Source organism: Verrucomicrobiia bacterium, assembly GCA_036405135.1.
Lineage (GTDB): Bacteria > Verrucomicrobiota > Verrucomicrobiia > Limisphaerales > JAEYXS01 > JAEYXS01.
The window spans coordinates 1-23,899 of the sequence record DASWYF010000004.1; the positions used below are offsets into that span (position 1 = coordinate 1).

A 23,899-nucleotide genomic window follows, 5' to 3' on the forward strand; every position below is an offset into this window, starting at 1 on the left:
TACCCCCGCATTCGATGTTCGATGTTCGATGTTCGATGTTCGATGTTCGATGTTCGATGTTCGATGTTCGATGTTCGATGTTCGATGTTCGATGTTCGATGTTCGATGTTCGATGTTCGATGTTCGATGTTCGATGTTCGATGTTCGATGTTTCTCCACCGCTACGCAATGATCTCCTTCACCACATGTCCATGCACATCCGTGAGCCGGAAGTTCCGCCCATCATAACGGTACGTCAGCTTCTCATGATCGAGACCTAGCAGATGCAAGATCGTCGCGTGCAGATCGTGCATGTGCACCTTGTCCTGCACCGCGAAATGGCCGAACTCATCCGTCTCACCGTAGCTGAAGCCCGGCTTCACACCGCCACCTGCGAGCCAAACGGTGAACCCGTTCGCATTGTGATCGCGACCCGTGCCGTTCTTCTCCGCATACGGCGTACGACCAAACTCCGCGCCCCACCACACGATCGTATCTTCCAAGAGCCCGCGCTGCTTCAAATCCGCCAGCAAGCCCGCGATCGGCTTATCCACCGCGCGCGCGTGCTGCTCATGCTTCGGCAAATTCGAGTGCTGATCCCACGCCGGGTTCGCCGTGTTATCACCGTAAGTCACCTGGATGTAGCGCACGCCGGATTCCGCCATGCGCCGCGCCAACAGGCATTGCCGCCCGAAATTATCCGTATCCTTCTCACCGATGCCGTACAGCGCCAGCGTCGCCGGAGATTCATTCGCGATGTCGATCACGCCCGGTGCCGCACCCTGCATGCGCCACGCGAGTTCGTATGAGTTGATCACCGCTTCCAGCTCGCTGTTGCCCGGATGCTGCTTCAACTGCTCTGCATTCATCGCTTGCAACAAGTCAAACTGCCGCCGTTGCGACGCCATGTCGAACCCGCCATTCTTAAGATTCCGGATAGTAGCCTCAGCCGCAGGCGCACCCGCCTTGCCCAAGGCCGTGCCCTGATAAACCGGCGGCAGGAACGCCGTGCCAAAATTCCTCGGCCCACCATTGCCGCTCGACGGACTGATCGTCACAAAGCCCGGCATGTTATCATTCTCCGTGCCGAGACCATACGTGATCCATGACCCCATCGAAGGCCGGATGAAATTCGTTGCCCCCGTGTGCAAGAACAACGTCGCCGGACCATGCGCGATGCCTTCCGTCTGCATGGACTTGATGAAGCACAGATCATCCGAGTGCTTCGCCGTTTCCGGGAACAAGTCAGACGCCCAACGCCCGCACTGTCCGTATTGCTTGAAATTCCACAACGGCTTCTGGATGCGTTGGGACGATGCCGCCTTGGTGCCCGAGTTCGCGATCTTCCGCGAATCCATGAAATCCCGCATCTCGCCATCGCGCTCCGTGAGGATCGGCTTGTAATCGAACGTATCGACATGGCTCGGCCCGCCCTGCATGAAGATGAAGATGACGCGCTTGGCCTTCGGCTTGAAATGCGGCGTCTTCGCCGCGAGCGGACTCTGCGCCAGCGCGGCCCCCGCCTTGTTCGCCATGCCCGCAAGCGCGAGGTAACCGAACCCGCACGCGACTTTCTTCAGCGCGTTCCGCCGGGACTGCATGTAAGGCATCAGCATATTTCGTCCTTCTCTCGATCAATTCAAATACCGGAAATCCAAGCTCGCGAACAACACCTGGTAGAACTGCCCCCAGGCTTCCAACGCTTGCTTGCCATCACCCGCTTCCGTCACAAATTTCAACGCCACTTCGCGCTCGCCGGAAGTGGGTGAGCGCCCCAGCGCACTGCGATACGCCCGCTCGATCTTCGCGCGATCGTCGCCACCTTCCGTCAGCAGCTTCTTCGCCGCCAGTTGCGCCTGCTCCACCACGAACGGATGGTTCATCAGATAGAGCGCCTGCGGTGCCACCGTGCTCGTATTGCGCTTGCCCACCACCACGCTCGGGTCCGCGAAATCGAACACCTCGAAAATATCCGGCAACGAATTGCGCAATACCGGCATGTAAATGCTGCGCCGCGTCTCCTCGTGCTTGTAATTATAATCCGCGTTCGTGTTCGGCTTCATCGTCGGACCACCCTTCGCTTCCAAGTTCAACTGACCGCTCAAGCTGATGATCGTATCACGGATCTGCTCCGCTTCCAACCGGCGACGGTTCGCATGGCTCAGCAACTTGTTCTCCGGGTCCGCTTGCTTCGCCGCCTCGCTTGCCACCGAGGACATCTGGTAAGCACGTGACAACATCAGCTCCCGCACCAGCTTCTTCGTGGACCAACCCTCCTCCATGAATTTCACCGCCAGATGATCGAGCAGTTCCGGATGTGTCGGAACATCGCCCGTGGTGCCGAAATTATCGACCGAGCGCACCAGACCTTCACCGAAGAGCCAGTGCCAGGCGCGGTTCACATACACGCGAGCTGTGAGAGGGTTGTTATTGCTGGAGAGCCACTCACCGAATTCCAAACGCCCGCTCTGCTTCTCCGGGATCACCGGAGCCGGCCCATGCATCGCCACCTGCATGAAGCCGCGTGGCACCTTCTCGCCCAGCGTATGCACACTGCCACGGATATGGACAAACGTATCACCCGGCTCCTTCTCTTCTTCCACCGACATCACCTTGGGCCTTACCTCTGCGGATTCTGTCAGCCGCTTCATCTCCGCCTCCATGCGCTTCACTTCCGCGTTCATCGCCGCCAGCTCCGCATCCTTCTTCTTATCTTTCTCGCTGCCCGAACCCGTCGGGGCCGTCACGATGTTCGCGTTCGCCAAGTCCTCCACCGGGATGAACTGCACCGCATCCGCACCCACCACACCATCTGTGCCCTCATTCGATACCAGCACAAAACCCGCGCCGCTCTTCTCGAAGCGATGCCGCCCCAGCGAGACAAACCGTCCCATGATCGGCGGCACTTCTTTCTGGTTCACTTGCAAATAGACTTCGCCATCCGCCGTGAGAATCGTCACCGGTACGCTCGCCGAACGATTCACCGCATGCACATAAGCCAGGCGCACCTCGTAGTTGCCGTTCTTGCGGATGTCCGGCACGAAGGTCAGCGTCTTCTTGCCCTTGTCACTGTCGCCATCATGCAGATAACCGCTGCCCACGAACGATTTCGTATACACCGAATGAGTCCACTCACCCACTTTCTTCGCCTGCTCATCATCCACCACGATGCCCGGCAGATCTCCCGGCGCTAAAATCTTCGGCGTCTTCTCCGAACCCTTGTCGATATTCGCCGCCACCATTTTGTTCTGTTTCGCCTTCAGGTCCTTCAATTCCTTCTCCAGCGCCGCCACCGCCTTCTCATGCGCAACCGCTTTTGCCTCCAAATCCGCTGGCAAGGGCGCACCCACCTCCACCCAGCGCGAGACATTCGCCGTCTCCAGCGAACGCGTGCTGCGCAGGATGCCCGCCATCGCGTAATAATCTTTCGTCGGGATGGGATCGAACTTGTGGTCATGGCACCGCGCGCAACCAAGCGCCTGCCCCATAAACGCCTTGCCGATTGTATCCAATTGCTCATCCACCACATCCATCGCGAGCTGCTTCTTGTCCTGCTCCTCCAGCGTCGTATTGCCCATCGCCAGAAACGCCGTGCCCAAAATCTGACGCTGCCGCTGCTCGATGCTGCCCGTCATCAAGTCACCCGCCACATGCTCCTGCACGAGCTGATTGAACGGCACATCCAGATTGAACGAATCGATCACGTAATCCCGATACTTCCACGCTTCCTTGTAAACCAATCCGCGCAAGGTAACCGACTCCGCATAACGCACCACATCCAGCCAATGCCGCCCCCAACGCTCACCAAAGTGCGGCGACGCCAGCAACCCATCCACCAGCTTCTCATAGGCATTCGCGGATTTGTCATTCACGAACGCATCGATCTGCTCCGGCGTCGGCGGCAATCCGATGAGATCAAAGTAAACGCGCCGCACCAAAGTCTCCTTATTCGCATCCGCACTCGGCTTGAGATTCTTCGATTCCAACTTCGCGAGCAGAAACTTATCCACGTCCCCACGTGACCACGCCGCATCCTTCACTGATGGAACTGTTCCTTTTTGCGGCAGCTTGTAAGCCCAGAAATTTCTACCTTCCTCCACCGTCATCCCGCTCTTCGCCAGCGTCACCTTATGCGTGCGCGGGTCCGGCGCGCCCATCTTCACCCACTGCTCCAGCGCCGCGATCTCCGCTTGCGGCAGCTTGTTCTTCGGCGGCATCTGGAAGTCCGTGTCGTGATACTGCACCGCCTTGATCACCAAAGATTTTTCCAGGTCTCCCGGAATGATCGCCGGTCCCGTATCGCCACCCTTCTTCCACCCCTCCGCCGTATCCAGCAGCAAACCGCCCTTCACCTTTTTATCCGCCGCGTGACATTCATAACAACGCTCTGCCAAAATCGGACGGATTTTCTTTTCGAAAAAGTCCACGCCCGCAGCATCTTGCGCAGCCGCGTCCGAAACGGACAGCGCCGTAAGGCTTAGGCCAACGAGGGAAAATAGAACACGAAGCCGGTCAGAGAGACCGACAGCAGACCTAGGACTTTGGTCACACTGCAGGGGCATTTCACGAGTATAAGTCCTTGCGCTGGAAAAATGGACAAAAATTTTCAGGAAAGAGAACCGATGGGCTAGGCAGGTTCATTCCTTCCCCATGATATACTCACTCGGCGACATCCCCTCCAACTGCCGGAACGTCCGCGAGAACAACGCCAGACTGCTGAACCCGCACTGCGCCGCGATCGCCGTCAATGAGAGATTCGTATGCCGTAACAGATCCTTCGCGCGATTGATCTTCAACCGCCGCTGATACTCGCGCGGCGTCATCCCCTTCTGCTGTTTGAAGAGCCGCCCCAAATGCACCGGATGATACCCCGTCTTCTCCGTGAGTTCCTTTGAGCGCATCCGTTTCACCCGGTCTTCCGCCAATGAAATCTCCATGAACCGCACCGCCTCTGCCGCATCCGATTGCGGCGGATGCTGCGTGCCCTCCAGCAGATTTGCCAGCAGTTGCAGCAACAGTCCCGAAGACTCCAACCGCGAATAAACCGACTGTTGTTCAAACAACTCGATGATCCTCAATAACTGCTGCTTCGCCTCCCCAAACACTTTCGGATGCAACCGCCCCTTCAACGAAAAGCCCGCCTCCGCAAACACATCCCGCTGGATCCCCGGATGCCTGGCATCCAAGAATCCCGCTGGTGCCATCGGCAGATCCGCATAACGCGCATGGAACACCGCATCGAAATGCACATACGGCACCCGCATCTGCGGCGGCGCGAACCCCTCCAGCACATGCGGCACTCGCGGCGGCACACAATACCATCCACCAGCCTCCAACGGAACCGTCACTTCATCAAAGACCAGTTCACCGCGTCCGCTCTCCACCTGGAACAAAAGAAAATCTCGCAACACCCGCCGCTCCACCCGCCAGGCATCCCGCACCGGATTCGCCGCAAAGCGAACGAACGGACTTAACCCCTGAAGCAATTGCGCACGCGAAATCATTATATTTAAGCCACAGATTTACACAGAAGAAACACAGATAAGGGATTAAAGAAACAGCGTTTCGAAACAGCATTCTTTTTGTGCCTTCTGTGCCTTTTTGTGGCCAATCTCTATCCGTGTATATTCTGTGCTCAATCCGTGGTTAAGAAACCTCCTTCGCCGGAGGTATCGGCTGCTTCAAATACTCCAACTGACAAGGCCGACACAGATCATACTTCAACTCCACGTGCACATCCCGCATCGCCTCTGCTTCAGTCTGCTCAGAGGCCGCAGCCAGTGCTTCCCGCACTGCGGCCTGAGCATCCTCCCGCAACTCCTCCTCCGTGATCTCCAAAGGATCAGCCGCCGCCGTCACTTGGATGTTCACCACATAACGCGGCGACCCTTTCGGCAGCGGACGATAACACCGGTCACAGATATGCGTGATCATATTGGTCAGTTCCGCCTCGTCATCCCGCAAGCGGGACGGCTACGATTCAATAATCCAGCTCGATCGCCACCGGGCAATGATCCGAGCCCATGATGTGCGGCTTGATCCAAGCTTTTTTCAAACGCTTGCGCAGCTTTTGCGAGAGGCAGAAGTAGTCGATACGCCACCCGATGTTACGCTCGCGAATGCCCGGGCGATAGCTCCACCAGGAGTAATGACTCGGCCCTTTCTCGAATTCGCGGAAGGTATCCACATAACCGAGCGCGAGCGTTTCGTCGAAGCTGTTGCGCTCCTCGATGGTGAAGCCCGCATTGCGCACATTGGTCTTCGGATTCTTCAGATCAATCTCCTTATGCGCCACATTCAAGTCGCCGCAGAAAATGACCGGCTTGCTGAGTTCGAGTTTCTTGAGGTGATTGCGAAATGATTTGTCCCAGATGTTCGTGCGGTAATCGAGCCGTTCCAGTTCGCGCTGGGAATTCGGCGTGTAAACGCAGACGAGATGAAAATCCTTAAACTCGGCGTTCACGATGCGCCCCTCGGTATCCACCTCTTTCTGACCCATGCCGTAAGTGACGTTCTGCGGCTTTTCCTTCGTGAAGATGGCGGTGCCGGAATAACCCTTCTTCTCCGCCGAGTTCCAGAATTGGTGATAATCCTTCGGCCAAAGCATATCGACGACCTGACTTTGCTCCGCCTTCGTCTCTTGCAGGCACAGGATCTCCGGCTTCGAGCTGCCCATGAAATCCAGCAGACCTTTGCCGAGCGCCGAGCGCACACCGTTGACGTTCCAAGAGACGAGTTTCATGCGAAGGAAAATGCCAAGAGGCGCGGGCTTAAAGAAGAAGTTTTTTCAGACACAGATGGAACACGGAAAGACACGGATGAGAAACTGTCAATTAGCTTTCTCGCGCATGACAGCTGGCGCAAGATTTTATGGCTGCACGTCAGTCGCATACTTGCTCCACACCTGTTGAGATCGCTGGTAATCTTCGGTCAAAACCTGCTCCGCCGGGTCATAGCGGATGATGTTCTGTGCATAGCATTCATTCAGACCCGCCAAAAAATTTCGGAAGGATGTAAAATAGATGTAATGGCTGTCTTCCGCCATGTGATAGAAGAAATGCCCCGGCTTGGCCGTTTTGGCGGTATCCAGAAAATAGCCATCAGACGCACCATCTCCAAATATCGGCAGCCAACCGCGTTGATGGCCGAGGATGAATTCATCCAAAACACCTCTGGGCTGGGTCATTTTATTGATCATCACGGCGTCTTCCAAAGACTGAAAGTAATGTCCTGGGATGATCTCGTTGGTGCTGCCAGATGGCTGGCCATTTCGCCACTGATACAGTGCGCGGATATCAGGCGGCAGGGTTAAGCCATGCTTCCGTTCGATTTCCAGAATGGCTTCAGGTGAAAGACCAGGCTTCAGTTCCGCCAACCCTTGCGGGGCTTTGGTTTGGAGTTCTAATTCAAGTTGAGCCAACAGATTGGTGACATCAGTCTGTATCTCAGGCGGCAATGCGGGGGGAGAGGGGTAAAACATCATCCGCCCCGCCAGTCCCGGCCCAAATCGAAACACTGCCAGGAGCAACGCGAAGCCGAGCACAGATGTGATGCTTAATAATAGCAATACTCGACGTTTGGTTATGAATGAATCTGGCGACATACCCTTTGCTTTGCGTCACCAATTTAGCGATTGGTTTGTGAGATGCCAAGCAGGCAGAAATCATAAAATACCCAGTGCTGCGTCTTGCGTGAATAAGCGGTCATCTCTACGCTTCCAATCTCAGCCAAGTTCGTTATGAATACGCGCCCAATCGCCTGTTGGTTGCTCTCTATTCTAGCCCTGCCGCTGGCAGTTTGCGCGGCAGAGATCAAGCGCTCTCCTGCTATCGATACCAACTATCGCGCTGCTGCCATTCAAGTGCCTGAAGGTTACGTAGCGGAGTTGGTAGCAGGGCCGCCTTTGGTGCGGCATCCGATGATGGCGGGGTTTGATGATCGGGGGCGGCTCTTCATCTCCGAATCTGCCGGGCTGAATCTGAATAACAAGGAACTCGACGCGCAGACGCCGAATTACATCTCCATGCTGGAGGATACGGATGGCGATGGCTTCTTCGATAAATCCACGGTGTTCGCGGATAAGATGACGTTCCCGCAAGGCGCGCTCTGGTATCGGAATGCACTCTACGTCTGCTCGCCACCGGGACTGTGGAAGCTGGAGGATCTGGACAATGACGGGAAGGCGGAGAAGCGCACGTTGATTGTGGGTGGTTTTGAATACACGGGTAATGCGGCGGATGTGCATGGGCCGTTCCTTGGACCGACGGGGCGCCTCTATTGGTGTCACGGGCGCAAGGGGCATGAGGTCTACAACAAAGACGGCACGCTCGTCTCGAAGGGCAAAGGTGCGCGCATCTGGTCGTGCCTGCCGGATGGGAGCGATGTGCAGGTCTTCGCCGGTGGTGGCATGGATAACCCGGTGGAGCTCGTCTTCACCGAGGCGGGCGACATGCTCGGCACCGTGAATCTTTTCCACGGACGTCCGCGTGGCGATGTGCTGGTGCATTGGCAATACGGCGGCGTCTATCCACGCGATGACATCGGCGGTGTGCTAGATGAATTCGTGCGCACGGGCGATCTGCTGCCGGAGGTGCATAACTTCGGTCACATCGCCATCTCCGGTTTCAATCGCTATCGCTCGGAAGGTTTTGGGAAGAATTTTAAGGACAACCTCTTCGTCACCTTCTTCAACACGCACAAGGTGAAGCGCGTGGTGCTGGAGCGCAGCGGCTCCACTTACAAAGCCAGTGAGCACGATTTCCTCAGCTCCGACAGCCTCGATTTTCATCCCACGGATGTTTTGGAGGATGCCGATGGCAGCCTGTTGGTCATCGATACCGGCGGCTGGTTTCGCAATGGCTGTCCGACTTCCCAGATCGCCAAGCCCGATGTGCGCGGTGGCATCTATCGCATTCGCAAAGTGGATCAAGCCAAGGTGGCGGATGCGCGCGGGCAGAAGATTGATTGGAAGCAACAGACGTCCAAGCAATTGGTGAAGTTGTTGGATGATGCGCGGTTTGAGGTGCGAGATAAGGCGGTGGATGAGTTGGCGATGAAGTTGAAATCCGGCAATGAAGAAGATTTTACGGCTCTTTATCGTGGGTCCGAAGAGTCCGAAATGCGGTTGCTTGTGGGAACAGAACGTCAACAGATGAATATCGTGTGGGCGCTCAGCCGCAATCGCTTGTCGGAAGAATGGAAAGAGCTGTCACAGTGGTGGGTGCCGGGAGGTCCGGTTGGAAAACAGGCTTGGTACCATGCCTTGCGCGAAACGAGCACCAAGCCAACGGTTGATTGGCAGATATTAAAGGAGGAACCACCTTATGTGCGGCGCGAGGCATTCAGCGCTTTCGCCAAGAGCAGATCGTATCCGGTCAATTTCGTGTCAAACCCGGCACTGCCTGAGGTTTCAGGTCTGGCAACGGCGACTGGATCGACGGGATTCCTGTATGCTGACCGCTTGGAGGAGCATGCGGGCTTGTATGCACTCTATCGTGCCCGGCCCGTGGATGGCTTGAGTCGCCTTCTTTCCGATACTGCTTTAATCAAGAGGTTGCCGCAGATGCATCGTCGCGCCATGTTCATGCTCGATCAGATGGACACGAACGCCATCAGCGCAGAGTTGGTGATCAAGGCATTTGATTCCGATGATAATGACGTAGTTAAAACCGCCACGCAGATCGCTACGCGTCATCCCGAGTGGGCACCGATCTTTGCTGCGAAGTTGGAAGAATGGCTGGCCATTCCTCGCATCACGGATCGTCAGCTTCTGCCTTTGTTTGAGCTGACGCCGCGTTATTTGAAGAATGAGGCCATGGCTGTTGCATTGGGCAAGTTGTTGCAGGATGACAATCAGGCGACGCCTTTGCTCATCACGAAGGCGACGGGGGTGAAGTTGCATCCTTCATGGAAAGAGCCTTTGGCGCGGCGGTTGGGCAACACGAACAACAGCGTGGCGGAGAATGCCTTGGCGGCGATAGCAGCGGTCGGTGGGGCGGCGGAGTTCAAGCCGCAGCTCGAAGCCACGGCGACGAATGAGGCGATGCCGGTGGTGGTGCGATTGAAAGCGCTCTCGCTCTCCGCTCCGAAAGGCGCGGCGGTGAGCGATTCTGTTTTCACGCTGTTGAGCGGGCAGTTGCAGCCTGCGAAGCCTGCCGCCGTGCGGACAGAGGCGACGAAGCTGCTGGCTGGTGCTGCATTGAGCCAAGCGCAGTTGCTTGCGCTCGCGAAGCTGCTGCCGCAGTGCGGGCCGGTGGAGTTGCCTGTTCTCATCACCGCTTTTGCGCGGAGTCAGGATGTGGCGGTGGGACAAGGTTTGGTGGCGGGCTTACGTGATGCGAATGGGTTGAACAATGTGAAGCTGGCGGATCTGAACAAAGTATTGCGGGCGTATCCGGAGCCGGTCTTGAGTGAGGCGAACAAGTTGCTGGCTGATCTGGAAGCGCAGGCCAAGGAGCAGGCTGGACGGCTGGCGGAACTGGAGAAAACCATCAGTGGTGGCGATGCCGTGCGGGGGCAGGCGGTGTTCTATTCTGAGAAGGCTATGTGCGCTGTGTGTCATCGGGTGCAGCTCTACGGCGGACAGGTGGGGCCGGATCTCTCGCAGATCGGGCGCATCCGCACGGAGCGGGATTTGCTGGAGGCCATCTTGTATCCAAGCGCGAGCCTGGCGCGGGATTTTGAATCTTACACGGTGGCGATGAAGGATGGGGAGAGTGTTTCGGGTGTCATCCAGAAGGAGACTCCGGAGATGATTCAACTCGCAGGCACGACCGGTCAACCGACGATGATCCCACGCAATACGGTGGCGAGCGTGACGCCGAGTGCGCTCTCCATCATGCCGCAAGGGTTGGAGCAGGCGTTATCCGCGCAGGAGTTGAAGGATTTGGTGGCGTATCTGCGGAGTTTGAAGTGAGGGGGAGTTTGACGCGAATTTCGCTAATTATCGCGAATCAAAAATTAATCTGAACTATCATAGTCCATTTAGTTAAACGGCAGCGGTGTAGTCAGAAACCACCACAAGCAATACCAAACCCAATACCCGACGAATAGCAACCCGCAATTGCAGGCACGATTCCACGAGGGTTTCTGTGAAGTAAACAACCAACGGAAAACGAGCCAAAGTCCGATCACAAAACCGGCAACCATACTGACGGCTTTCGCTTGGGTTGGAATCGGATATTTCAATGCGACGGCAATCACGGGCCATACAGACAATCCGAGGATAAAGTATGAACTCGGCGAAAGCCCTGCTAGTTTGGCATTCACTTGGTTCATGATTAACATGTTGAACCACACTTTCTGTTAATCGGAAAGCTTAAAGCTACCAAAGCAATTCGCGCTAATTCGCGGAATTCGCGTCACCATCTCCTTCTCATTTCACTTGGCAGAGTGGCGCTTATCAGCGAAACACTTCGGCACATGAATACGTCCCTGCAGATCGGAAAATTTTCTTTGGGCATGGGTGACCGCTTCGCGCATCAGGCCAAGGCGCAATTGCGCGCGTGCCAGATGGCGGCGGAAAAAGGCGCGGTGATCGTGCCGGTGTGGAACAAATCGAATCGCGAACATCTCATCGTGGGCTCGGAACCTGCCAGCGTGCGCGCAGCGGCGGATGCGGCGGTGAAGGCGCTCGGCTGGACCACGGAGTATCGCGTGGATGCGGATCATATCCGCCTGAACACGGTGGACCGTTTCATCCCGCACTCGGATTTCTTCACGTTGGATGTCGCGGATTCCATCGGGCACGCGGCGAATCCGGCGGATGTGAAAGCGTTCGTGGCGCGGCATCCGGAGCTGGCGGGGAAGATCGAGATTCCGGGCATCGCGCAGCCGTTCCAGACGGATGCGGCGTATGTGGAGAAGATCGCGGCGAAGTATCTCCTCGCGGTACAGGATGCGGGGAAGATCTATCGCCACATCGTGAGCGTGAAGGGCGAAGGCAAGTTCATCACGGAAGTCTCCATGGATGAGACGGACGCGCCGCAGACGCCGCCGGAGTTGCTCATCATCCTCGCCGCGTTGGCAGATGAAAAGATTCCTGCGCAGACCATCGCGCCGAAGTTCACGGGTCGCTTCAACAAGGGCGTGGATTACGTGGGCGATGTGGTGCAGTTCGAGAAAGAGTTCAATGACGACCTGTGCGTGATCGCCTTCGCCATCAAGAAGTATGGCCTGCCCGCAAACTTGAAACTGAGCGTTCATTCCGGCAGCGACAAGTTCTCCATCTACGGGCCGATCCGCCGGGCGATCGCGAAGCATGGCGCGGGTTTGCACATCAAGACGGCGGGCACGACGTGGCTGGAAGAAGTCATCGGGCTCGCGGAAGCGGATGGTGAAGGTCTGGCGCTCGCGAAGGAGATCTATACGGAAGCGCTCGCGCATGTGGATGAACTCAGTGCGCCGTATGCGACGGTGATCGATATCGACAAGAGCAAGCTGCCTTCCGCCGAGACGGTGAATGGCTGGACCTCCGAGCAATACGTCTCGGCGCTGCGTCACGATCAGAAGAATCCGCAATTCAACATCCACCTGCGCCAATTGCTGCACGTGGGCTTCAAGGTCGCCGCGAAGATGGGTGACCGCTACCTGAACGCCTTGGTGAAGTTCGAGGAGTCCGTGTCACGCAATGTGACGACGAATCTGTATGAGCGGCATCTGAAGCCGTTGTTTGTGGCGTAAGGAATTATTCCTAACAGGAGAGAACGGAGGGAACAGAGCGGAGACGCTTTGTTCCCTTTTTTGACGTTGTCAGGCTAGGTCTGCTCGCGAAGCACGAGTGCGGTCCACCGACACACCTCGTTTTCCTTTTGACGCCACCTCTCCCAATCATCACCATTAATTCCCAAGAGCCCACATCCACCATGCACTACGCCGAATTCAAGGCCCCCGTCCAAAAGCATCTGAAACGGAATCGCAAAGGTGCCACGTGGAATGAACTGCGGGAAAAACTTTCCCTCCCCTACGACCGTCCTTGCCCCGAATGGACCCACCGCTTGGAAAACGAAATCGGCCTAACGCGCAACAAAAGTTCTGGTCGCGCTCTCATCTGGCAACTTTCGAACTCAATTCGTTAAATCAAAGTTTCATCCATCAAACACAATCATATGACCGCGAAGCAACCAGTGGTGCGAAAGAAAGCTCTATGGTATTACGCTTGTCTTGCTGTTGTTCTCACTGTGCTTTCCTTGTGGATGCTTCTTTGGATCTCACGTGAGCCCTTACATTGCCTACGCTGGCGCTTCACAACTCACGATGGAACCTCATTTCAAGAAGACATTTGGCTCACCCCTTTGACTGTCTATCCCTCCGAACCTTGGGCAAACAGGACAGCCAACTTGTCTGGTCAAATCGAAGTCAGTGTTCCTGTTTCTGCCGAACTTCCTTGGTACAAGTTACCCTTTCAAAGTTTTCGCCCCATCAAACGAATTCCTTTAAAAAACGGCCTGCCTCATGGTTCAGTTATCTCTCTCGACGAAACTGGTCATGAGTTCTCCATTCAGCAATATCGTGAGGGCAAAGAGCATGGCATCTACTGTTTCTTCAAGGTCGACGGTAGCTTTAGCCATCTTACCAGTTCAAGAGACGGCGTGATGGACGGCCCCCGCATCTCATGTTGGACCAATGGACTTCTCTCAGGGGCAGACATTTTTTCTAAAGGCAAGAAAACTGGACTGTCCAGAACATGGGATAGGACAGGTAAACTTATTGATGAAGGAACTTTTGACGGTTACCAACCAATCGGCACACACACTTTCTGGCTGCACCATAACAAAGCGAAATCACATGAGATTTTGTATACAACCAATGGAGTTCCCGAAGTAACTACAATTTGGGCATCAGACGGGAGCCAAATCGGCACTGGGACCTATAAGGAAGGCAAAATGTGGGATGGCCATTTCGCACACATTTTCAAAGGTTACGTTGAACTAGACTATTACAGTGAAGGCAAACGCTTGAAATCCAACCTAGAGTGGCTGAGCAAATCCACCAAGCAATGACGGCCTGAATTGCTGGACTGAACCCTACGACCAGTCCACCGAAACCAACTGGCTCCACTTCAAAATCACCGGCTCTTTCGAACGATAACCCTCTCCTTTGGACGTTGAAAGCTGGGTGTTTCTCCCTTGAAACTTCTCTGGAGCTTTGGATTTGGGATTTCCCCTCAATGGCTATGCTCTCTGCCCATCGCATGCTGCCATGAATGCAAGATGTGATCAATGATCTCATCCACACCCACGCCGTGCTTCACCTGCGCGAACACAAATGGCCCCTTGCCGCGCATCTTCTTCGCATCCCGATCCATCACGCCTAGGTCCGCACCGATCGCCGCTGCGAGATCCGTCTTGTTGATCACCAGCAGGTCGCTCTGCGTGATGCCCGGCCCGCCCTTGCGCGGAACCTTGTCACCACCCGCCACATCGATCACCTGGATCGTATAATCCGCCAGCTCCCGACTGAAACACGCCGCCAAGTTATCACCACCGGACTCGATCAACATCAGCTCCGGCTTAAATTTCTTATGCAATTCCTCCAGCGCCAGCAGGTTCGATGAGATGTCCTCGCGGATCGCCGCATGCGGACAACCACCCGTCTCCACCGCACGGATGCGATCTGGCGAAAGCGCCTCATTCTTCACCAGAAACTCGCCGTCCTCCTTCGTGAAAATATCATTCGTCACCGCCGCGATGTTCATCTTCTCGCGCAGCTTGCGACAAAGCTGAAGCATCAACGCCGTCTTGCCACTGCCCACCGGACCGCCCACGCCCACCGTGAACGCACGCTTGTTGAAATCCCGTTTCAACGGCATATCCCGTTCGTCATAGCGCCCCGGATGCTCCATGTTTTCATGCGTATGACCGCCCGGCCCGTGATGATGATTATGGCTCATGTAAAATTAAGATGTCGTGAGGGGTGTCCCCTAATTTCGTAATCGTTCTCGTCCTCGTCGTCCTCGCACTGCCTCGAAATACCAACAGATGCGAAAAGCAGGACAACGCTCCACCACCCTCGCCCCTTGGAGGGGAGAGGGCCGGGGTGAGGGGTGCCCCCATCGTCGTCGTCCCCAATCTCTTTATATTTCCCCGTGAAAAACTCATTTCAAGTTCTCGATCAACTCTGAAACAACCGCGAATACAACCGATCCTGCGCCCCCTGCCACAGATCCAGCAACGGTGCCGTCTGCGCCGCCTCTTCCACCGGTATCTCCGCGCACTCGCCGCTCACCACCTGCGCCTTCGCCGAGAGCCGGTGCTGCATGGACTGCGCCTCCATCGGCCCCACGATGCCCAACCGCACCGCACTTGCCACGATGCCGCGCAAGTAACAGAAAAAGAACAACTGGATGGCATCCTGCTTCTGCAAACCCAATGCCGCCGTCACCGCCCCGAACACCGGCGGCAGATGCCCGCAAAATCCTTCCGCCTCCATCCGCTCCCGCAACCCATCCAGCGCCACCGAAGGAAAACTCCGCTCCGCCGCCATCCAGAACGCCCGCCCCTGCAACCGGCTCGCGCGATTCGTCACATGATTCGTCGTGAACACATCGAACCGCGCATCCAATTCCACCAACCGCTCCGGCTCCTCCCACACCGCCCGCATAAACGGCAATGACGCATACCCAAGCTGCTGCAAACTCGTCTCCGCGAACGCCATCAGATCCGCGCGACTCCGTATCTCCCCATGCTGCCACGCCGCTTCCAGCCCGCCGGAATGCGCGAATCCACCCGTCGGAAACGCCGAATCCGCCAACTGCCAAATCAACCAATCATCATGAAGCCGCATGCTGCTAACCTTTGACACTGCGGTTGAGTGCCCGTGCTGCCGGATTCCAGCCGGCAGTAAGCTGCCTCACGCAACCAGCCGGTTTTAGAAATGATAGCGGGGCCATTGTGTGAGCAGTGTCACTTGCACTTCAAAACAACTGATACCTCTGCGCCAGCGGCAACACCGTCGCCGGCTCGCACTTCAGCAATTCCCCATCCGCCACCACATGATACGTCTCCGGATCCACCGTGATCTTCGGCGTCGCGTCATTCCACTTCATGCTCTTCTTGCTGATATCGCGACAACCCTTCACCGCCTCGATCCGCTTGCTCAACCCATAACCCGCCGCCACACCCTGCTCCGCGCAAAACCTGCTCACGAACGCCAGCGAAGACGATCCCGGTGCTGAACCAAACCCGCCGAACATCGGCCGCATATAAACCGGCTGCGGTGTCGGGATGGACGCATTTGGATCACCCATCTGCGCCCACGCGATAAACCCGCCTTTGATCACCATCTCCGGCTTCACGCCGAAGAACGCCGGACGCCACAAAACCAGATCAGCCAGCTTGCCCACCTCCACCGACCCGATGATATGCCCTACCCCATGTGTGATGGCCGGATTGATCGTGTACTTCGAGATGTAACGCTTGATGCGCACATTGTCATTGCTCCCCTGCTCCCCGCCGAGGCGACCGCGCTGCCGCTTCATCTTGTCCGCCGTCTGCCACGTGCGCGTGATGACCTCGCCGATGCGTCCCATCGCCTGCGAATCCGAGCTCATCATGCTGATCGCGCCCAAGTCATGCAGGATGTCCTCCGCCGCGATCGTCTCGCCACGGATACGGCTCTCCGCGAACGCCACGTCCTCCGGCAAGCTCGGGTCTAGATGATGACACACCATGAGCATGTCCAGATGCTCATCGATCGTGTTCACCGTGTAAGGCTTCGTTGGATTCGTGGAACTCGGCAGCACGTTCAACTCGCCGCAGATGCGGATGATGTCCGGCGCATGCCCGCCACCCGCGCCTTCAGAGTGATACGTATGGATCGTGCGCCCCTTGATCGCCCCGATCGTTGCCTCCACGAAACCCGATTCATTCAACGTATCCGTATGGATCGTCACCTGGATGTCTTCTTTATCCGCGACCGTGAGGCAACAATCGATCGCCGCCGGAGTCGTGCCCCAATCCTCATGCAGCTTGAGTCCGATAGCTCCACCCAAAATCTGATCCGACAATCCTGCGGCCAACGCCGTGTTTCCCTTGCCCGTGAAACCGAAGTTCAACGGCAACTGATCCACCGCGCGCAACATGTTGCGCAGATAGAACGCGCTCGGGGTACAAGTCGTCGCGCAAGTGCCCGTGGCTGGTCCCGTACCTCCACCGATCATCGTCGTCAACCCCGCCGCGATCGCTTCATGCGCCTGCTGTGGACAGATATAATGGATGTGAGTGTCCAGTCCACCCGCCGTCAAAATCAGCCCCTCACCCGCGATGACTTCCGTGGTCACACCCACAATCATGTTCTTCGTCACCCCAGCCATCACATCGGGATTGCCCGCCTTGCCGATACCCGCGATCAGCCCGTTCTTGATGCCGATATCCGCCTTGAAGATGCCGGTATAATCCACCACCAGCGCATTAGTGATGACACAATCCAGCGCCTCCGCCTGACTTACGCCTGCCGCCTGCCCCATGCCCTCGCGGATGACCTTGCCGCCGCCGAATTTGCATTCGTCACCATAGACGGTGTAATCCCGTTCCACCTGCAGCACGAGTGAGGTATCGCCCAGCGCGAGCTTGTCGCCGGTCGTGGGACCGAACATCTCCGCGTAATGGGACCGCTTCATCTTGTAAGGCATATCAGTCCTTCTCGTTCAAAAAGTTGCCCGCCTTCACCCGCTCCATCGTGGCCTTCAATCCTTCCGGCGAGACCGCTCCATTCGCCAGATTGTTGCCGCCACGGATCACCTTGTTCCCCGCGATGTCCACTAGCTTCACCGTCTTCGTCTCACCCGGTTCGAAGCGCACGGCCGTGCCTGCTGGAATATCGAGCCGTTTGCCGTAAGCCTTCGCGCGATCAAACTTCAGCAACGCATTCGTCTCCACGAAATGATAATGGCTGCCCACCTGCACCGGGCGATCACCCATGTTCGTGACGGCCACAACGACACTCTCGCGACCAGCATTCAACTCCACTTCACCCTCCTGCGCTTCGCATGTGCCTGGCTCGAAATCCATCTCGGAAACCACCGTGTGAAACACCTTCAAATCCGGCACCGGCAGGAAGCTGCCGTAAAGCGCCAGGGAAAGATCGCCGTCATCCGCTGCGATGGGATGATGCACCGTCACCAGCTTCGTGCCGTCTGGAAACGTTCCCTCCACCTGCACCTCCGCGATCATCGCCGGAATGCCGGACATCACTTGGTTGCGTCCGAGAAACTTGCGCCCAAGGTCCATCAGTTCCGACACACTGCGGCCATCGCGGATGAACTCCAGCAACTGCGTGGCGATGAGCGCGATGCTTTCCGGGTAGTTCAGCTTGAGGCCGCGCGCGAGCCGCTTCTGGGCAAGAAAGCCCGCGTTATGCAGCAGCAGCTTGTCGATTTCACGAGGAGAGAGATGCATAGGTCGTCACCATTTCCGGGCCCAAGGATCATCCTGCAAGAGCGGGTTCACAAAACTCAGCCGCCGCGCGATCTCGCGCCCGACCTGTTCCGTGCTCACGCCCGCCATGCGCAACAGCACGCCATCCGCGAGCGGACTCGCGCTGATGGCAAAATCACTTCGCTTCAGCACTGGCAACTCGGCCACATCCGCCAGCAGCGCCTGCGCGAAACCTTGCAGCTTCGGTCCCACCACCGCCACCGTCGCCAGGCAGTGGAACCGCCCCATCTGCTTCAGCAAATCTTCCGTGCCTGCTTCCGCCGTCAGCCGCAGCGCATCCAGCATCACGCGCTTGTCGGCTTGAAAGATTTCATTGCGGCTCAGGTACCGCGTGAACTCCCATCGTTCACCACGCGCTGCACGGCCCGAGTTCAACCAATCGACGAGCACCAACCCCGCATCACCCGCCAGATGAAATTCCTGTTTCTGTTCGTAGATCGCCTGCGCGAAACATTGCACCGGATCCGGCGCCAGCACGAGCAACCCGCCTTCACCCACCTCCGCCCGCATACGATGCTGGCAAGGTAACAACTTGGGATTGCGATAAACTTTGGTAGAAGCCTGCGTGCTGAGAAAACAAGTGGCTCCAGCCTCTATCTCCACCTCCAGGCTCGTCTCATCACCTGCCACCAGACCGCCACCGAAACTGCTGATGTAAGCCCAGACACTTGGCCCGCGAAACCTTGGCGCAAGCAGCTTGAGCGGACTCGCCGCCCAGCATTCCGTCACCGCACTCTCTCCGGCCACGTGGCTGACCCGCAATCCGGCGTGACCGGCCTGGCGTGGCCGTTGCGCGACCGGCTGGGAGGCCAGTGACAGCATCTCGTTACAGGCTCTTGCCCCAGAGCACCACGGCACCTACCAGCATGACGACGCCCACCGTGGACAGCACGCGCGCCGGGATGCGGCGTTGCACCTGCGTGCCCGCGATCCAAAAAGCCGCACCGCCCAAGGCCAGCATCATGATGTGATACGGGCTGGTGACGATGTGCGAGGCGCTCGCCTGCGAGAGGTCATGACCGGGATGGGCAGAGGCCACCATCGGCAGCAAGGCACCCGTGAACAAAGCGACAGAACCGGCGAAACGTTTTACCAGACTCGTGGTATTCATATCAGACAGTCAAGTATTGGCGAACGAGCTGGTCATTTAAGTCGGAGATTCCTCCGGCAGCTACGATCGATCCGCGGTCCATGATGCAAAAATTATCCGCCACCGCGAGGCAAAAATCGAGGTACTGTTCCACCAGCAAAATGCTGATCTTCCCCTCCTTCTTGATCATCTGCAGCGTATCGCCGATCTGATCAATGATATTGGGCTGAATCCCCTCCGTCGGTTCATCCAAAATGAGCACCTTCGGGTCCGTCAACACCGCCCGGGCGATCGCCAATTGTTGCTGCTGGCCACCGCTCAGCACGCCGCCCTTGCGCTTCAACATCTCTTTCAAGACCGGGAACAACTCAAAAATCCGGTCCACCTGCTCGCCCTCTTTCTTTCCATGGACCACGAGGCTGATCTTCAGATTCTCCCATACCGTCAGGTTCGGGAAGATGTCGCGGCCTTGCGGCACGTAGCCGATGCCCATGCGCGAACGTTGGTCTGGCTTGGTGCCGATCATCTCCTGCCCGTCCAGCTTCACGGAGCCTGCGTCCGGCTTGAGCAAGCCGACAATCGTTTTCAAGGTCGTGCTCTTGCCCACGCCATTGCGGCCCATCAGGCACAGCAGCTTGTTCTTGGGCAAAGTGAAATCCACGCCGCGCAAGATGCGCGAGCCGTCATAGGAGACGTAGACATTCGATACGGAAAGCATCTTAGTGTTTCTTTTTGCGGCCGAGATAAACTTCGATCACGCGCTCGTTGTTCTGCACTTCATCCACCGTTCCTTCACACAGCACATGCCCTTGATGCAGCACCGTCACCTTCCGGGCGATCTGCCGTACGAACACCATGTCATGCTCGATGACCACAATACTATGCTTGCCCGCGAGGCTCATGAGCAATTCACCCGTCTTGGCCGTCTCTTCATCCGTCATGCCAGCGGCGGGTTCATCCACGAGTAACAGCTTCGGGTTCTGCGAGAGCAACATGCCGATCTCCAACCACTGCTTCTGCCCGTGGGAAAGCGTCCCGGCTTTCACATTCGCCCGATCCGTCAGGCCGATGAGCTTCAACATCTCCTGGATGCGATCACGCTGTTCCGAGCCGATACGCGCGAACAACGTGGACCAAACACTCCGGCTGCCTTCCAGCGAAAGCCAGAGGTTTTCCAGCACCGTATGTTCGACGTAAACGGAAGGTGTCTGAAATTTACGACCGATGCCCAAGCGATTGATCTGATACTCGTTCAGCTTGGTGAGGTCCGTGGTTTTGCCGAATTCCACCTTGCCCGTATCCGGCTGCGTGCGACCCGTGATGATGTCCATCATCGTGCTCTTGCCGGCGCCATTCGGTCCGATGATGACGCGCAACTCGCCTTCATCCATGTAGAAGTTCAGGTCGTTGATGGCTTTGAAACCATCGAAGGTCTTGTTCACACCTTCCAGCGTCAGGACGAATTCTTTACTCATGCTGGGTTATTACTCTGAGGGTTTGACCGCGGCTCCATCGGGTGTGGCAGCAACCGGCTCTTCCGTCTTCTTGCGGTCAAAATAACGCTTCTTCAAATCCTTGAACTGTTGCGGCAGTCCCACGATGCCGTTCGGCATGAAGAGTACCGCCAAGATGAACATGCCACCCAACATGAAGAGCCATTGCTCGGCGAATGCGCGCGTCGCCCAGCTCTTCATCGCATTCACGCTGATGGCACCGATGATCGGTCCGATCAATGTGCTGCGTCCGCCTACCGCGCACCAAACGACAGCTTCGAGAGATTTCTCCGTGCCCATCTCGCTCGGATTGATGATACCGACCTGCGGCACATAGAGCGCACCGCCCACCGCACAGATGATCGCCGACAGCACGAACACGAACAGTTTGAAGTGCGCCGTGGCATAACCGGAAAACAGCACGCGGTTCTCCGAATCACGGATGGCGCGCTGGATGAGACCGAATTTTGTGGAGGTCAGCCAGCGACACAGCAGATACACGCTTAACAACAACACCCCGGAAGCGATATACAGCCATCGCTTCGTCTCTGCGGTATTGATATCCGCGCCGAAGATGAATTTGAAATCCGTCAGACCATTATTACCGCCGAACGTGAAATCATTGCGGAAGAACAGCAGACACGCCGCATACGTCAGCGCTTGGCTCAAGATGGAGAAGTAAACACCCTTGATGCGTGACCGGAAGGCAAGGAAGCCGAAGATGTAAGCCACGATCGCCGGGATGACTACCACCATCAGTATCGCAAAAAATGGACTGCGGAAGGGAATCCAGTGACGCGGCAAACCGCCTGTTTCGGGATACTTCGTTTCAAATTCCAAGAACACCATGAAGTCCGGGATGTCCTTCTGATATTGACCCAACTTGCCAATCATCAGCATCAGATACATGCCCAACGCATAACCACCGAGCGCGAAGAACAGGCATTGACCGAGGCTCAACAACCCCGTGTAACCCCAAAGCAGGTTCACACCCAGCGCCAGCACCGCGTAACAGAGATACTTGCCATACACGTTGATCGTGAAATCGCTGACGTGGAAGAAACTCTCCTTCGGCGCAAAGGCGTTCAGGGACGGCAACAGAATCAAAACGATAAAGGCCACCGCTGAGAGGATCAGCAGCTCCTTTTTGTTCATAAATCGTGTCATGAGAAGATACAGCTAACTGTTGCTAAAATTGATCAATCCAAGCTGCGGCTCTTGGTTGCGAACAGACCAGACGGACGCCATTGCAGGAACAGGATGATGCCGCCCAAGACCAAGATCTTGCCCAGCACTGCGCCCAACCACGGCTCGAGAATCTGATTCGTCACCCCCACGCCCATGGAAGCAGACACAGTGCCAGCTAGATTGCCCACGCCACCCAGCACCACGACCATGAAGCAATCCACGATGTAGTTCTGTCCAAGGCTCGGACCGACATTCGCGAGCTGCGACATACACGCACCCGCCATACCCGCCAGACCAGAGCCGAACGCAAACGTCATCATGTTCACGCGATCCGTGCGCACACCGATACAGGAAGCCATGTTGCGGTTCTGCATCACCGCCCGGATCTGCAAGCCCAGCGAAGTTTTGGTCAGCAACAGATACGTGCCGTAAACGATGGATACCGCGAACACGATCACGAAGATGCGGTTGTAAGCGAACAGGATGTCACTCACGACAAAGCTGCCGCTCAACCAACTCGGCGAACCCACCTGCACGTTCGCCGCACCGAACACACTGCGGAAGATTTGTTGCAGCACAAGGCTCACACCCCAGGTCGCCAGCAATGATTCCAACGGACGCTTGTAGAGAAACCGGATGATGCCGCGCTCAAGGATCAGTCCTACGATGGCTGCGGTGAAGAACGACATGATCAAGGCCACGATGAAGTAGGAATCGAACTTGCCACCCGTAGCTCCGAACCAGCTCTTGAACAGGTTCTGCGTGACAAAGGCCGTATAAGCACCCACCGCCATGATCTCTCCGTGTGCCATGTTGATGACACCCATCAAACCGAACGTGATGGCCAACCCCAACGCAGCGATCAGCAACACCGCCGCCGTGCTGAAACCACGGAAGGTTGTGCCGACAAAGTTACCGACGGCGATGTGATTCTTGATGCTATCAATCGTCGCCTCAGCCTGCCGGACTTCATCTGCCGTATATACCTTTCCATCCGCCTTCGCTTTCTTGAGGAACTCATCGAGAAAGTTCATCGAGTTGATCGATTGCAACGTCGCCAAATCCTTGAGTGCCGTGATACGGGTCTCTGACTTCTCTTCATTCAGCTTCGTCAGCGCGATCGCTTCTTTCAGCGCGCGAATCGTTTCTTTGTCCGTCTCCTTCGTCAGCTTGGCTTCGAAATTCGGGATATATTCCAAGTTCTGTTCCTGGCCGAGCTTGATCGTCGCATCACGACGCACCTTGGGGTTTTCATCGGCGAGGGAGAAGAAATCGAGCGTGGTCTTGATCGCCTTGCGGAGCTTGGAATTCGTATCCGCAGGCGTCAGCTCCGTCTGCACGAACCATATCTGTTTGCCTTCGGCATCTTTGATGAACTCACCGTCAGCGATCCGCGCTCCTTTGGCCGCGCCATCACTGTTCAACTGGGGATCGAGAAGAAAGGGAATTTTTTTATCATCCGCCTCATAGATAAAAACTTCGCTCAAACGCCAGGCGGTCAGGACTTGGGAAACTATCGGTTCGTTTGAATCGGCCAGCTTCTTGACCATCTCCATCTGCTGGCTGGCATCCTCGCTCAAGATCGCCTCCACCAGTGCAGTGCGGGGACTGGAGGCGGCTTGGGCGATGGAAAAGAACGGAAGAAAAGCAACTGCTGACAGGAGGAAAAATCTTAGGAATCGCATCTTATTCTTTTGGCAAGTTGGGGAGACGGG

At 56.5% G+C, this 23,899-nt stretch carries 19 protein-coding genes; 3 read left to right on the forward strand and 16 right to left on the reverse strand.

Features of this window, described 5'->3' with window-relative positions; translation table 11 throughout:
- Window positions 1–161: 161 nt before the first annotated feature.
- From VGH19_02040 to VGH19_02065, 6 genes are all read right to left on the reverse strand, one after another.
- A complete protein-coding gene (locus VGH19_02040) occupies window positions 162–1,595 on the reverse strand; it encodes a DUF1501 domain-containing protein (GenBank protein ID HEY1170125.1) in 1,434 nt (477 codons plus the stop codon).
- An 18-nt stretch (window positions 1,596–1,613) separates the two neighbouring features.
- Window positions 1,614–4,406: a DUF1553 domain-containing protein gene (locus VGH19_02045; protein ID HEY1170126.1), complete on the reverse strand. Its 2,793-nt coding sequence runs from the start codon at window positions 4,404–4,406 to the stop codon at window positions 1,614–1,616.
- Between the two features lie 210 nt (window positions 4,407–4,616).
- Window positions 4,617–5,483: an AraC family transcriptional regulator gene (locus tag VGH19_02050; protein HEY1170127.1), complete on the reverse strand. Its 867-nt coding sequence runs from the start codon at window positions 5,481–5,483 to the stop codon at window positions 4,617–4,619.
- Between the two features lie 142 nt (window positions 5,484–5,625).
- Entirely contained in the window at window positions 5,626–5,913 is a 288-nt protein-coding gene (locus VGH19_02055) for a hypothetical protein (protein ID HEY1170128.1), read from the reverse strand.
- Between the two features lie 46 nt (window positions 5,914–5,959).
- On the reverse strand, window positions 5,960–6,721 hold the full coding sequence (locus tag VGH19_02060; protein HEY1170129.1) for an exodeoxyribonuclease III: 762 nt from the start codon (window positions 6,719–6,721) through the stop codon (window positions 5,960–5,962).
- A gap of 126 nt (window positions 6,722–6,847) precedes the next feature.
- Window positions 6,848–7,582, reverse strand: coding sequence for an SMI1/KNR4 family protein (locus VGH19_02065; protein ID HEY1170130.1), 735 nt, complete (start codon window positions 7,580–7,582; stop codon window positions 6,848–6,850).
- Window positions 7,583–7,717: 135 nt separating this feature from the next.
- On the opposite strand from VGH19_02065, the gene VGH19_02070 reads away from it, so the two are divergent.
- The 3 genes from VGH19_02070 to VGH19_02080 all read left to right on the forward strand — a co-directional run bounded on the left by VGH19_02070 (window position 7,718) and on the right by VGH19_02080 (window position 13,979).
- Window positions 7,718–10,894: a PVC-type heme-binding CxxCH protein gene (locus tag VGH19_02070; GenBank protein HEY1170131.1), complete on the forward strand. Its 3,177-nt coding sequence runs from the start codon at window positions 7,718–7,720 to the stop codon at window positions 10,892–10,894.
- A gap of 485 nt (window positions 10,895–11,379) precedes the next feature.
- Complete coding sequence (locus VGH19_02075) at window positions 11,380–12,660, forward strand: tagaturonate epimerase family protein (protein ID HEY1170132.1); 1,281 nt, start codon at window positions 11,380–11,382, stop codon at window positions 12,658–12,660.
- Window positions 12,661–13,085: 425 nt separating this feature from the next.
- Window positions 13,086–13,979 (forward strand): hypothetical protein, encoded by an 894-nt coding sequence (locus VGH19_02080; GenBank protein ID HEY1170133.1) that lies wholly within the window; start codon window positions 13,086–13,088, stop codon window positions 13,977–13,979.
- A gap of 164 nt (window positions 13,980–14,143) precedes the next feature.
- Here the strand turns inward: VGH19_02080 and ureG are convergent, their stop codons facing one another.
- The 10 genes from ureG to urtB form a co-directional block, all read right to left on the reverse strand.
- Window positions 14,144–14,869 (reverse strand): urease accessory protein UreG, encoded by a 726-nt coding sequence (gene ureG / locus VGH19_02085; protein ID HEY1170134.1) that lies wholly within the window; start codon window positions 14,867–14,869, stop codon window positions 14,144–14,146.
- 221 nt (window positions 14,870–15,090) lie between these two features.
- Window positions 15,091–15,762, reverse strand: a complete 672-nt coding sequence (locus VGH19_02090; protein HEY1170135.1) for an urease accessory UreF family protein — start codon at window positions 15,760–15,762, stop codon at window positions 15,091–15,093.
- Window positions 15,763–15,892: 130 nt separating this feature from the next.
- Window positions 15,893–17,608, reverse strand: a complete 1,716-nt coding sequence (gene ureC / locus VGH19_02095; GenBank protein HEY1170136.1) for an urease subunit alpha — start codon at window positions 17,606–17,608, stop codon at window positions 15,893–15,895.
- Between the two features lies 1 nt (window position 17,609).
- Entirely contained in the window at window positions 17,610–18,374 is a 765-nt protein-coding gene (ureB, locus tag VGH19_02100) for an urease subunit beta (GenBank protein HEY1170137.1), read from the reverse strand.
- A 6-nt stretch (window positions 18,375–18,380) separates the two neighbouring features.
- Window positions 18,381–19,235 carry an urease accessory protein UreD gene (locus VGH19_02105; GenBank protein ID HEY1170138.1) on the reverse strand — a complete coding sequence of 285 codons (855 nt, stop codon included), beginning with the start codon at window positions 19,233–19,235 and terminating at the stop codon, window positions 18,381–18,383.
- 4 nt (window positions 19,236–19,239) lie between these two features.
- Window positions 19,240–19,524 (reverse strand): hypothetical protein, encoded by a 285-nt coding sequence (locus VGH19_02110; GenBank protein ID HEY1170139.1) that lies wholly within the window; start codon window positions 19,522–19,524, stop codon window positions 19,240–19,242.
- A 1-nt stretch (window position 19,525) separates the two neighbouring features.
- Window positions 19,526–20,221 carry an urea ABC transporter ATP-binding subunit UrtE gene (gene urtE, locus VGH19_02115; protein HEY1170140.1) on the reverse strand — a complete coding sequence of 232 codons (696 nt, stop codon included), beginning with the start codon at window positions 20,219–20,221 and terminating at the stop codon, window positions 19,526–19,528.
- 1 nt (window position 20,222) lies between these two features.
- Window positions 20,223–20,978, reverse strand: coding sequence for an urea ABC transporter ATP-binding protein UrtD (urtD, locus tag VGH19_02120; protein ID HEY1170141.1), 756 nt, complete (start codon window positions 20,976–20,978; stop codon window positions 20,223–20,225).
- 9 nt (window positions 20,979–20,987) lie between these two features.
- The gene (gene urtC, locus VGH19_02125) at window positions 20,988–22,151 is read right to left on the reverse strand and encodes an urea ABC transporter permease subunit UrtC (protein ID HEY1170142.1); all 1,164 of its coding nucleotides are present in this window, start codon (window positions 22,149–22,151) and stop codon (window positions 20,988–20,990) included.
- 44 nt (window positions 22,152–22,195) lie between these two features.
- Window positions 22,196–23,869 (reverse strand): urea ABC transporter permease subunit UrtB, encoded by a 1,674-nt coding sequence (gene urtB / locus VGH19_02130; GenBank protein HEY1170143.1) that lies wholly within the window; start codon window positions 23,867–23,869, stop codon window positions 22,196–22,198.
- Window positions 23,870–23,899 lie beyond the last annotated feature (30 nt).